Source organism: Aureibaculum koreense (genome assembly GCF_034296135.1).
GTDB lineage: Bacteria > Bacteroidota > Bacteroidia > Flavobacteriales > Flavobacteriaceae > Aureibaculum.
The window spans coordinates 1-12,459 of sequence record NZ_JAXKVV010000010.1; the positions used below are offsets into that span (position 1 = coordinate 1).

Here is a 12,459-nt window from a genome sequence, read left to right on the forward strand (position 1 = left end):
TGCTTTGAGCATTCATAAGAGCCTTTAGTTCTGATTCACTCTCTTTAATGTGTAAGTCTATTTGTTTTGCCATAAGGCAATTTACAAATAATTGAGTAAATTAACAAGAGAAATGGTATAAAGTGATGTTGCAAAAAAGTAATTAATTTTTTGTAGTCATACAAGGCCTTAAATATCTTATATCGGTTTGTGTATGAAACGTAGCGTCTAAAAAGACACTAACTTTTCGGATTAGCACAGAGCCGAATTTTTATATTTTGTTTTTAACTTATCAATTTTAAAAGCCAAATTAAAAATTTGGCGGTCTTTATAAATAAGCACAAACCCTCTCGATTTAGCACTTATTAGCTATGTTTTATAGGACACCGTGTTGTGTGTAGTTCTTTATTTTACTTCACCATCAAATCCATACCAAGTAAGAGTTTTCTTTTCTAATTTTGAAAACTCACGAAATAATTGCCCTAATTTATTCAGTTCAGAAGGGGAGCAATGGATATTGAATTTCGATAACGAATTTTTATTATTATTCAGTCTAATTCCTATAACACAATCATTTGAGTGGTTTAAGAGTGAAAATTCGCATTTAAAATAAAATGCGAAATTTTCTTTTTGTTTTTCTGAGCCTAATTCCCAAACAAAATGTTTTGTTCCGTTAAGGGGAAAATCTTCTAAAGCCTCAGCTATTTTTTTTAGTTGGTCAGCATTATCATAAATCTCAAGTTGTCCTGTGTTTTGTCCATTTGAAGCCTCAAAAATTAAATTGATATGATATGGCTCTTCATAAGGTTGGCGAACAATATGTATTATTTTTTCCAATTAAAGTCAGTTCAGTTTTTTAATTACACACAACTTACAAATAAAGTTAACTTAAAAAAGTTAAGACAATCCTGAAATCTTTCCATTTTTATCAATAAACATTTCTTCGGATGCTGGTTTAGAAGGTAAACCAGGCATACGCATCATTTTACCTAATATAGGAATTAAAAACTTGGCTCCTGCTGCAATTTCTATTTCACGAACCGTAATCGTAAAGCCTTGCGGCCTTCCAATCAATTTCTGATTGTCGGAAAAAGATTTTTGGGTTTTCGCCATACAAATAGCAAAATTACCAAATCCTAATGTTTCAATCCTGCGTAAATCTAATTTAGCTCTATTGTCGTAATCAACACCGTCGGCACCATAAATTTCTTTGGCAATTTTTTCAATCTTTTCTTTTACAGGCAATTTCCAATCGTACAAAGGCTTAAACTGAGTCGCTTTATTTTCTACAACATCAACAACGGCCTTTGCTAAATCTTGCGTACCATTTCCACCTTCTGCCCATCCTTTAGAAACCACGGCATGTACACCTAATGCTGAACACTTCTTTTTTATTAAATTAACTTCATCTTCGGTATCACTTGTAAATGAATTAATTGCAACCACAGGTTCAATATTGAATTTTCTAATATTTTCGATATGCTTTTCTAAATTTATAAAACCTTTTTCCACACGATCAACACTTGGGGTGTTGTATTCCTCGCTAGGTGAACCCCCGTGATGGCGTAATGCTCTGATTGTAGCCACCAGCACAACGCATTTAGGATTTAATCCTGCGGCAGCACATTTAATATTTAAGAATTTCTCTGCCCCGAGGTCAGCTCCAAACCCAGCTTCGGTAACTACATAATTGGATAACGAGAGCCCCATTTTAGTGGCGATAATACTATTAGTGCCTTGGGCAATATTGGCAAATGGCCCACCGTGAATAATAGCTGGATTTTTCTCTAACGTCTGCACCAAATTCGGCTTTAAGGCATGCTTGAGCAAAATAGCCATTGCATTTTCAGCTTTTAGGTCACGTGCAAAAATTGGTTTTCTATCAAAAGTAAAACCGACAAATATATTGCCCAAACGCTCTTTTAGATCGTCAATGTCTTTTGCCATGCAAAGTATGGCCATCACTTCCGATGCTGGCGTAATATTAAAGCCATCCTCTCTGGGAATTCCGTTGGCTGTACCGCCCAATCCGATCGTAATTTGCCGTAATGCCCTATCGTTCATATCCATAACCCGCTTCCAAGCAATGGTTCTAGGGTCAAGGTTTAAATTATTGACCTTGCTCTGTAAATTGTTGTCAATTAAAGCTGCCAATAAATTATTGGCTTTTTCAATGGCGTTAAAATCACCCGTAAAATGCAAATTGATATCCTCCATCGGTACCACTTGCGAGTATCCACCACCCGCGGCACCACCTTTTATTCCGAAAACCGGCCCTAAAGATGGCTCTCTCAATACAACCGTAGCCTGTTTCCCGATTTTATTTAAACCTTCCGTCAATCCAATTGAAACCGTAGTTTTTCCTTCACCTGCGGGTGTAGGTGTCAAAGCGGTTACCAATACTAAATTATTGCTTTTAATTTTTTGCTCATCGATTAAGCGTAAAGGCAATTTGGCTTTGTATTTTCCGAATAGCTCTAAATCATTTTCAGCTATATTTAATTTTTCGGCTATGTTTTTAATATGGTTTTTTTCGGTTGCTTGAGCAATTTCAATATCGGAAAGTGGTTTCATTTAGGTTTGAATTTAATTGGCTAAAGTAATAATTTTTTGTAGCAAGACCAATTATAAAAAACTCAAAAACAATTGTCTATTCTCATTTGTTACTATATATTTGCACGTTAATTAAAAAAAGGCATAAAATAATAAGTGCCAATAAGATATTTTAAATAGAAAGTAGATGCAAAACAAAGGACTAATTAAAACTTTTGCTATTTTATTTGGATTGATCTGTGTGTATTATTTATCGTTTACATGGGTTAATAACAGAATTGAAAATGATGCAAAAGAATTTGCAAACGGTGACGTATTAAAACAAGAAGCATATCTAGATTCGGTAGCTAATGTACCTGTAGCCAATTATTTATACACAAATTATACCCACAGTGAAATTCAAGACAAAGCCATAAACCTTGGTTTAGACCTAAAAGGTGGTATAAATGCAACATTAGAAGTATCTGTTAGAGATATATTGATGGGTTTGTCTGATGATTCCAAAAATCCTGTATTCAATAAGGCTTTAGCAAATGCAACTGCGGCTCAAACTGGAAGTGACAAAACGTATTTAGATTTATTTTTTGAAGCATTTGAAGCTGAAAGCAAAGGCTCGGTAAAATTAAGCAATCCTTCTATTTTTGGAAATAAGTCTTTAAAAGACAAGGTTAACTTTAAAATGACCGATGAAGAGGTTAAGGGGGTTTTGCAAGAAGAAGTTAAAGGCTCAATAGGTACAGCTTTTGAAGTATTAAGAAACAGAATTGACCGTTTTGGGGTTACCTCGCCTAACATACAGCGTATTGGTGAGTCTGGTAGAGTATTGATAGAATTGCCCGGTGCAAGAGATATTGACCGTGTTAAAAAATTATTGACCGGTACTGCCAAATTGCAATTCTGGGAAACTTATGACAATACAGAAACAGCCAACTTTTTTATTCAAGCCAATACTAAATTAGCAGAAATTTTAGAAGCTGAGGTTGAAGAAAAAACTGAAGAAGTAACAGATACTATTGCATCTGAAGACTCTCAAATAGACGATTTATTGGGTAAAGTTCAAGATTCTGTCGACACTAAAGCAGCTAGTCCTTTATTTTCTGTAATGTTCCCAAGCATACCACAAAACCAGAACCAAAGGAGTTCTGTTATCGGTTCTGCTAGTGTAAAAGATACCGCTACGGTAAATAAATACTTGGCCATGCCAGAGGTTAGGGCTTTGCTGCCCAATAATATGGTTTATGCCAAATTTTTATGGGATGCCAAACCAATCGACAAAACAGAAGTTATTAATTTATATGCCATAAAATCTAACAGACAAGATATTGCTCCTATTGAAGGCGATGTCGTTTCTGATGCAAGTCAAACTTTTGACCAATTGGGCGTAAACCCTGAGGTTAGTATGACCATGAACAGTAAAGGTACAAAATTATGGGCCAAAATGACAGAGGAAAACGTTGGGAAATTTGTGGCAGTAGTATTAGATGACTTTGTGTATTCTGCACCCAACGTAAACGGACCTATACCTAATGGTAGAACTTCCATTTCAGGTAATTTTACAATTGAAGAAGCACAAGATTTGGCCAATGCTTTGAAGTCGGGCAAACTGCCCGCGGCAGCTAAGATTTTAGAATCTTCCGTAGTTGGTGCATCTTTGGGGCATGAATCTATTGTACATAGTGCGTATTCGTTTTTAATAGCACTTTGTATTGTGCTTTTATGGATGGTCTTTTACTATGGAAAAGCAGGTATTTATGCCGATATTGCTCTAGCGATAAATATGTTATTTATAATGGGGGTTCTCATAGCGTTTGGGGCAGTGCTTACCTTGCCTGGTGTTGCGGGTATTATCATTACCATTGGTATGTCCGTGGATGCCAACGTAATTATTTACGAGCGTATAAAAGAAGCATTGGACAAGGGCAAAGTACTTAAAGAAGCCGTAAAAGAAGGCTTTAGTTATGAAGGAGCTTATTCGGCTATTATCGATGCGAATATTACTACATTTTTAACCGGTATTATCTTATACATTTTTGGCTCAGGTCCCATTAGAGGTTTTGCCACTACGTTAATGATCGGTATTGCCACCTCGCTTATTACCGCCATTTTTATCACAAGATTGATGATAGATTGGTCAACTGAACGCGACCGCAAAATGACCTTTAACACCAATATTACCAAAGGCTGGTTCCAAAATATTAGAATTGACTTTTTAAAGAAGCGTAAAATAGCCTACATTTTATCGGGTGCTTTACTTATTGTCAGTATTTTTTCTTTAGCTACCAACGGATTAAATTATGGTGTTGACTTTACGGGGGGCAGAACCTATACCGTTCGTTTTGACCAACCGACAAATTCTACGGAAGTTGCCAGTTCTTTAAAAGAAGTTTTTGGCGATGCCCCAGAAGTAAAAACCTATGGCGATGCTAATCAATTAAAAATTACCACTAAATACAAAGTAGATGAAAATTCGATTGAAGTTGGTGATGAGGTACAAGAATTGTTGTTTAAAGGTTTACAATCTTACCTTCCGGATGGCACTACATTGGATAATTTTAAAATTAGCAGTACGGATACGGATCAAAAAATTGGTCTGATGAAATATTTTGAAGTTGGGCCAACCATTGCCGACGACATCAAACAAGCAGCAATTTGGGCGGTACTGGGCTCGTTAATTGTGGTATTTATATATATTTTGTTACGTTTTAGAAAATGGCAATTTAGTTTAGGAGCCGTAGTAGCCGTTTTTCATGATGTATTAATTGTATTGGGTATTTTTTCATTGTTTTATAAAGTTTTGCCATTTGATATGGAAATAGACCAATCCTTTATTGCGGCATTGTTGACCGTTGTAGGATACTCCTTAAACGATACAGTAATTGTATTTGATAGAATTAGGGAGTTTACCGGTAAGCATCATTCGTGGTCTTTTTATAAAATTGTAAATCGCGGGTTGAGTACTACTTTAGGAAGAACGATAAACACATCTTCAACTACTTTAGTGGTATTATTGGCCATTTTCATATTTGGTGGCGATTCTATTAAAGGCTTTATGTTCGCCATGATTGTGGGTATTGGAGTTGGTACGTATTCATCATTGTTTATTGCCTCACCAATTATGTACGATACCACTAAAAAACTAAGTGAAAAAAAGTAAATAAAATACAATATGATAAAAATCGTTTTGAGCTTGCTGATTAATTTTCAGTAACCCAAAACGATTTTTTTATTCTTGAACTTGCACAGCAGTCCATAATATAAATGACTAAAATAAAGCTACATAACCACTATTTTAAACCTTATATTTCTGCCAAAAAAATACAGGCAGCTATTGATAAAATGGCAGCTTTAGTAGCAAAAGATTGTAAAGATGATATTCCCGTATTTATTGGAATTTTGAATGGTTCTTTTATGTTCGCTGCCGATTTTTTAAGAGCTTATAAAGGTAATTGTGAAATGTCTTTTGTAAAATTGGCATCGTACCATGGTACAAATTCAACTGGTAACGTTAAACAGCTAGTTGGACTCAACGAGAATTTAGAAGGTAGAACTGTCATTATTTTAGAAGATATTATTGATACCGGAACAACACTTGCAGAAATTTATAATATCTTTAGGCATCAAAATCTCAAACAATTAAAAATTGCAACATTATTTTTTAAACCAGATGTATTCCGTAAGGCTTTACATATAGATTATATTGGTCTCTCTATACCGGACAATTTTATTGTAGGGTATGGGCTTGATTATAACGGTTTAGGAAGAAACCTTGCAGATATTTACCAATTAACAACACATAACATGACAAACATTGTTTTATTTGGCCCTCCAGGTGCTGGAAAAGGAACACAAGCCGAAGTATTAAAAGATAAGTATAATTTGGTACACATTTCTACTGGAGATGTATTCAGATATAATATCAAAAACCAAACGGATTTAGGTAAATTGGCAAAATCATACATGGATAAGGGCGATTTAGTTCCTGATGAAGTAACCATAAATATGCTAAAAGCAGAAGTAGAAAAAAATACCGATGCCAACGGATTTATCTTTGATGGTTTTCCCAGAACGGAATCACAGGCCAAAGCATTGGACGAGTTTTTAGAAGAAAAAGAACAATCCATAAACGGAATGGTAGCTTTAGAAGTACCAGAAGATTTACTAGTGGCCCGACTTTTAAAACGTGGCGAAACTAGTGGCAGACCTGACGATCAAGACGAATCAAAAATTAGAAATCGTTTTAACGAATATGAAACCAAGACTTCCATTCTAAAAGAGTATTACGCCAAACAAAACAAGTATTTTGGTGTTAATGGAGTTGGTAGTATTGAAGAAATTACAACTAGACTTAGTGAGGTGTTTGATACTTTATAAATTATCAAAAATTAGGGTTAAAACTATTATTTCATTCTCTCATTTTTTCAATATGCACTAATAACTTTTAACTCAACAAGCTAATAACTTAACCCATGGTAGAAGGCAATTTCGTAGATTATATAAAAATACACACTGCCTCTGGTAAAGGAGGTAAAGGTTCTGTGCATTTACATCGCGAAAAATTCATCCAAAAAGGTGGTCCAGACGGTGGTGATGGCGGTCGCGGAGGTCATATTATTATTCGTGGTAATAAAAATATGTGGACGTTGGTTCACCTAAAATTCAAAAAACATTTTAGGGCAGAACATGGTGGTGATGGTAGCAAAAGCCGTAGTACTGGTAAAGATGGTGATGATGTTTATATAGATGTCCCATTGGGTACGGTAATACGAGACGGTGAAACTCAAGAAATAATTTTTGAAATTACCGAAGATGGTCAAGAAAAAATATTGATGGAAGGTGGTATGGGCGGCAGAGGTAACTGGCATTTTAAATCTTCAACAAATCAAACACCACGTTACGCACAACCTGGAATTGAAGGTCAAGAAGGTTGGTATCAACTGGAGCTAAAGCTACTGGCAGATGTGGGTCTGGTTGGCTTTCCAAATGCTGGTAAATCAACTTTATTATCCGTATTGACCTCAGCAAAACCTAAAATAGCCGATTATGCTTTTACTACCCTAAAACCTAGTTTAGGAATCGTAGAACATCGTGAGTTTCAAAGTTTTGTAATGGCTGATATTCCAGGAATTATAGAAGGAGCCGCTGAAGGAAAAGGATTGGGACATCGGTTTTTACGCCATATTGAACGTAATTCTACATTGTTGTTTATGATTCCCGCCGATTCTGATGATATTAGGGAAGAATATAAAATATTGCTGAACGAACTCAAAAAACACAATCCCGAATTGTTGGATAAAGAAAGACTATTAGCTATTTCGAAGTCTGATATGTTGGATGATGAGCTTAAGGCAGAAATTAAAAAAGAACTTCCAAAAGATATTGACCATTTATTTATTTCTGCTATTGCACAAACTGGTTTAACAGAATTAAAGGACAAATTGTGGAAGATGTTGAATTCGTAGTATAAAATCGTATATTTGGAGTAGATAACGTGCTTATGATTGATAAAAATCAAATACTAAAATATCTATCTGCAAATAAAGACCGTTTGAGGAAAGAATATCATTTAATTAAAATTGGAATTTTTGGCTCAATTGCAAGGGATGAACAAAATGAGCATAGTGATATTGATTTAATTGTGGAATTTGAAGACCAAACCTCTGACTTATATACACTAAAACAAAAATTAAGAAGCGAGATTCAGTCTAAATTTAACTTGCCTGTAGACATCTGTAGAGAAAAATACATCAATTCAATTTTCAAACAACAAATTCTAACAGAAGCAAAATATGTATAAAATTTCAAATAGAGATTTTAATTATATTTTAAATATGCTTGAATCAATAAGTAAAATTCAACAATATTCAAGCAAGTTTAAAACTGTTGATGAGTTTTATGAAGACACCATTGCATTTGACGCTACGCTAATGAATTTTATTGTTATAGGAGAGATGGTTGAAAAACTTTCGGAAAAATTTTTAAATGAGTCCAAAAAAGAAATTGAATGGTCAAAAGTAAGAGGATTTAGAAATATTATTGCACATAATTACTTTGGTGTTGATGCTGAAGAAGTTTGGCAAATTATTAATGGTAGTCTAATAAAACTTAAAGAAAATCTTCAAAATTTTTCTAATTAAATCTTTATTTCTTTAAAAATTCTACAAACAATCTGCCAAATTACAAGGCACACATTATGGTAGCCGTTAAATGATTAATTCTTTGATTATCAGATGGTAAATCAACTTTTATGTAAAATAAAAATAAGGCAATAAGTAATAAATATAGTTAGATTAACGTTACTACGGTTAAACTAAACTATTATTATGAAGTTACTTAGCAAATCGACCATTTTAATAATATTACTTGCACTCGTACTGAGTTCTTGTGCTACAACCAATAAAATGACCATGGGAGTACTTGAACCCGCACCCGTGTATATGCCTAAACACAATCAAAAAATTGGTATTATAGATAGAAGTTTACCCTCAGATAATAATGCTGAACTGGACAAATTAGATAAAGTATTATCTGCTGAAGGCAAAAATTTAGATAAAGAAGGGGCTCACAGAGCTATTTTAGGGTTATCTGACAAATTAGGGAAAAATCAAAGTTTTGACGAAGTTAAAATTATTGAAGATGCCAATTTAAGAAGTCCAGGTTCGGGAGTTTTTCCTGCAACACTTTCTTGGGAAACTGTTAAGAAAATCTGTGACGAAAACGGTGTAGATGCCTTATATGTGTTAGAGTTTTTCGACACTGATTCTGAAATTGACTACAAAACAGTACAGAAAAAAATCAAAAACCCATTGGGTGTTGAAATTTCGGTACCTGAACACCACGCTACAATATATACCAAGCTAAAAACTGGCTGGAGAGTTTATGATCCGCAAAATAAATTAATCCTTGATGAATACAGGGCAAACCAGAACATAACCTCTACAGGAAAAGGTATTAATCCTGCGAAAGCAATTGCAGCTATTGCTGGTAGAAAAGAGGCTGTTTTAGAAAGAAGTAACAACATTGGATATAATTACGGAGCAAGAATTCTTCCACGAAGAGTTCGTGTTTCAAGGGATTATTTTATAAAGGGCACTGACAAATTTGAAATTGCTAACCGTAGGGCAATTGCAGGTAAATGGGATAGTGCTGCCGAATTATGGAATGAAGAGGTTTCTAATAGTGATAGCAAAATTGCGGGAAGGGCATGTTATAATATGGCCATTATTAATGAAATAAATGGAGAATTAGATACGGCTATAGAATGGGCACAAAAGGCTTATGCTGATTATGAAATTAAAGAAGCGATTAGGTATATTAAAATCTTAAAGCATCGTAAAGAAAATAATAGGTTATTGGCATCTCAAAATTAAAAAATTTTAAATGTCACTTGGCAATACTAGAAAAAATATCAATATAGGCCAAAAAGTAGCCATTGTCTTAAAACAAGACCAACGTTCTGGAAAGTTAACCGAAGGTGTTGTACAAAAAATTCTAACAAATTCGGCTACCCATCCACATGGTATAAAAGTAATGTTGACCGATGGAAAAGTGGGTAGGGTTAAAAAAATTTTAGAGTAAATTAAAAGGTAATTAAAAATGTCGGTTCGAGTGTTTTCTTCGAAGCGATAGCGTAGAAGAAAATGTATCGAGAATCTGACTAGTTCTCGATACATTTTTTGTTCCATTTCATTTCACAAAAAACACTCGAACTGACAATTGAATTTCTTTCACTAAATTTATACCTCACATAAATTTAGTATTATGATTCGTTATTTTATCATTTACCTTCTTTTTATTTCCACCATCTGTTTTTCTCAAACCAAAACCCACTTTCAAAATCTTGATGTTTTTGAATTAGAATGGGCTGTAAATCCAGAAATTTCACCTGATGGTAGTCACATAGTTTATCAGCGTAGTGGATTTGATATTATGAATGACAAAAAGCAATCTCGACTTTGGATGATGAATGCTGATGGTTCAAATCATGTTAAGTTAACTAGCAATGAAGTAAACGAATCCAATCCAAAATGGTCGCCTGACGGTACACGAATTGCCTTTACAAGTAGCACAGAAAATGGGTCAGAAATTTTTGTGTATTGGTTGGCAACAGGTAAAACGGCTAAATTAACACAACTGGAAAAATCGCCAAGTGGATTAAATTGGTCGCCAAATGGAAAACACATTGCTTTTTTAATGACTGTACCCGAAGCTCAACCGACCTTGGTAAAAGCACCTAAAAAGCCAGAAGGGGCAAAATGGGCGGAACATCCAAGAGTTACAACTCGTTTTAAATACGAAGCAGATGGTTCGGGTTATATAGAACCTGGTTTTAAACATCTTTTTGTAATCTCTGCTGACGGTGGCACAGCTCATCAAATTTCATCTGGCAACTATAAATTTGGCAGTCCACATTGGGCAAAAGACGGGAAATCGCTCTTTTTTAGCGGTAATTTAATTGACGATTGGGATTACGATTTTAGAAATTCTGAAATCTACAATATTAATATCGCCTCAGGAAAAACCGTGGCTTTAACTGACAGAAAAGGGCCAGATGGAGACTTGGCCATTTCTCCCAATGGCAAACAAATTGCTTACGTAGGTTTTGATGATAAGGTACAGACGTATCAGGTAAATCATATTTACTTGATGGACCTTGACGGCTCAAACAAACGTCAAATTACCATGAATTTAGATAGAAGTCCTTCAGATTTAATATGGAGTAACGACGGAAAAGGACTCTATTTTCAATATGACGATAAAGGCAATACAAAAATTGGCTACACTACCCTATCGGGAAAAACTTCAATAATTGCCGATAATTTAGGTGGCACGGCCATTGGCAGACCATATGGTGGTGGGTCTTATTCCGTAGCAGAAAATGGTACCATCGCTTTCACACAGACAACACCGAATTATCCTTCTGAAATTGCGGTTGTACAAAAAGGGAAAACGCGTAAAATATCTAAATTAAATGATGATATTTTACCCTACAGAACCTTAGGGAAGGTAGAAGAAATATGGTATAAATCTACCATTGATGGTAATGATATTCAAGGATGGATTGTGTATCCTCCTAATTTTGATGCTTCCAAAAAGTATCCGCTATTAGTTGAAAACCATGGTGGACCCATTTCTAATTATGGTGATCGATTTTCACCAGAAATGCAATTATATGCCAGTGCAGGTTATGTAGTTTTTTATCCCAACCCAAGAGGTAGTACTAGTTATGGTGAAAAATTTGGCAACCTACTCTATCACAACTATCCTGGAAACGATTATGACGACGTTATGGATGGTGTAGATGCCGTAATTGCCAAAGGAATTATTGACACAACCGAATTGTTTGTAACAGGCGGAAGTGCCGGTGGTATAATGACAGCTTGGATGATAGGTAAAAACAATCGTTTCAGGGCAGCGGCGGTTATAAAACCTGTTATGAATTGGATTAGCAAAACCCTAACTGCTGATAATTATTATGGGTATGCAGACTCACGTTACCCTGGGCAACCCTGGGAAAATTTTGAAACCTATTGGAAATTTTCGCCCATCTCTTTGGTTGGAAATATACAAACACCAACCATGGTTATGGTAGGTACTGAAGATAGACGCACACCACTTTCGGAAGCCAAACAATTGTACAATGCTTTAAAAATCCGAAAAATAGAAACTGCCTTGGTAGAAATTCCCGGGGCGTATCATTTAATTGTCAATCGCCCTAGCCAACTCATTACAAAAGTTGACCATATTGTTGCTTGGTTTGAGAAGTATCGTGAAGAATAATGAACATTTTTTATCTCATTATGGGAATTATAATGGTTTACAGAGAATTAGAAGTTTTTTTAATTAACCCGAAAGGGTTTAAAAAGCTGTCAGGTCTTTCTTTTACCCAGTCTATTTCGTAGCCAACCCCGAAAGGGTTTTAAACCCTTT

At 34.9% G+C, this 12,459-nt stretch carries 10 protein-coding genes; 8 read left to right on the forward strand and 2 right to left on the reverse strand.

Annotation, left to right across the window (positions count from 1 at the left end):
* Positions 1–384: 384 nt before the first annotated feature.
* Together UMM65_RS10295 and UMM65_RS10300 are read right to left on the reverse strand one after the other, a co-directional pair.
* On the reverse strand, positions 385–816 hold the full coding sequence (locus UMM65_RS10295) for a hypothetical protein (RefSeq protein ID WP_321976438.1): 432 nt from the start codon (positions 814–816) through the stop codon (positions 385–387).
* 60 nt (positions 817–876) lie between these two features.
* Positions 877–2,553, reverse strand: a complete 1,677-nt coding sequence (locus UMM65_RS10300; protein ID WP_321976440.1) for a formate--tetrahydrofolate ligase — start codon at positions 2,551–2,553, stop codon at positions 877–879.
* Between the two features lie 166 nt (positions 2,554–2,719).
* Between UMM65_RS10300 and secDF the strand changes: the two genes are divergently transcribed.
* The 8 genes from secDF to UMM65_RS10340 all read left to right on the forward strand — a co-directional run bounded on the left by secDF (position 2,720) and on the right by UMM65_RS10340 (position 12,309).
* Positions 2,720–5,686 (forward strand): protein translocase subunit SecDF, encoded by a 2,967-nt coding sequence (secDF, locus tag UMM65_RS10305; protein ID WP_321976441.1) that lies wholly within the window; start codon positions 2,720–2,722, stop codon positions 5,684–5,686.
* Positions 5,687–5,790: 104 nt separating this feature from the next.
* On the forward strand, positions 5,791–6,903 hold the full coding sequence (locus UMM65_RS10310) for an adenylate kinase (protein WP_321976442.1): 1,113 nt from the start codon (positions 5,791–5,793) through the stop codon (positions 6,901–6,903).
* A gap of 95 nt (positions 6,904–6,998) precedes the next feature.
* Positions 6,999–7,991, forward strand: a complete 993-nt coding sequence (obgE, locus tag UMM65_RS10315; protein WP_321976443.1) for a GTPase ObgE — start codon at positions 6,999–7,001, stop codon at positions 7,989–7,991.
* A gap of 35 nt (positions 7,992–8,026) precedes the next feature.
* Entirely contained in the window at positions 8,027–8,326 is a 300-nt protein-coding gene (locus UMM65_RS10320) for a nucleotidyltransferase family protein (protein WP_321976444.1), read from the forward strand.
* Entirely contained in the window at positions 8,319–8,666 is a 348-nt protein-coding gene (locus UMM65_RS10325) for a HepT-like ribonuclease domain-containing protein (protein WP_321976445.1), read from the forward strand. Before UMM65_RS10320 ends, UMM65_RS10325 begins: the two co-directional genes overlap by 8 nt.
* A gap of 186 nt (positions 8,667–8,852) precedes the next feature.
* Complete coding sequence (locus UMM65_RS10330; protein ID WP_321976446.1) at positions 8,853–9,899, forward strand: DUF6340 family protein; 1,047 nt, start codon at positions 8,853–8,855, stop codon at positions 9,897–9,899.
* Positions 9,900–9,909: 10 nt separating this feature from the next.
* A complete protein-coding gene (locus UMM65_RS10335; protein ID WP_321976447.1) occupies positions 9,910–10,107 on the forward strand; it encodes a YwbE family protein in 198 nt (65 codons plus the stop codon).
* 183 nt (positions 10,108–10,290) lie between these two features.
* Entirely contained in the window at positions 10,291–12,309 is a 2,019-nt protein-coding gene (locus tag UMM65_RS10340) for a S9 family peptidase (RefSeq protein WP_321976449.1), read from the forward strand.
* Positions 12,310–12,459: the final 150 nt, after the last annotated feature.

Coding starts and splice junctions, on each gene's coding strand:
- UMM65_RS10300 (WP_321976440.1), bottom strand. CDS start 2,553: ATGAAACCACTTTCCGATATTGAAATTGCTCAAGCAACCGAAAAAAAC.
- secDF (WP_321976441.1), top strand. CDS start 2,720: ATGCAAAACAAAGGACTAATTAAAACTTTTGCTATTTTATTTGGATTG.
- UMM65_RS10310 (WP_321976442.1), top strand. CDS start 5,791: ATGACTAAAATAAAGCTACATAACCACTATTTTAAACCTTATATTTCT.
- obgE (WP_321976443.1), top strand. CDS start 6,999: ATGGTAGAAGGCAATTTCGTAGATTATATAAAAATACACACTGCCTCT.
- UMM65_RS10320 (WP_321976444.1), top strand. CDS start 8,027: ATGATTGATAAAAATCAAATACTAAAATATCTATCTGCAAATAAAGAC.
- UMM65_RS10325 (WP_321976445.1), top strand. CDS start 8,319: ATGTATAAAATTTCAAATAGAGATTTTAATTATATTTTAAATATGCTT.
- UMM65_RS10330 (WP_321976446.1), top strand. CDS start 8,853: ATGAAGTTACTTAGCAAATCGACCATTTTAATAATATTACTTGCACTC.
- UMM65_RS10335 (WP_321976447.1), top strand. CDS start 9,910: ATGTCACTTGGCAATACTAGAAAAAATATCAATATAGGCCAAAAAGTA.
- UMM65_RS10340 (WP_321976449.1), top strand. CDS start 10,291: ATGATTCGTTATTTTATCATTTACCTTCTTTTTATTTCCACCATCTGT.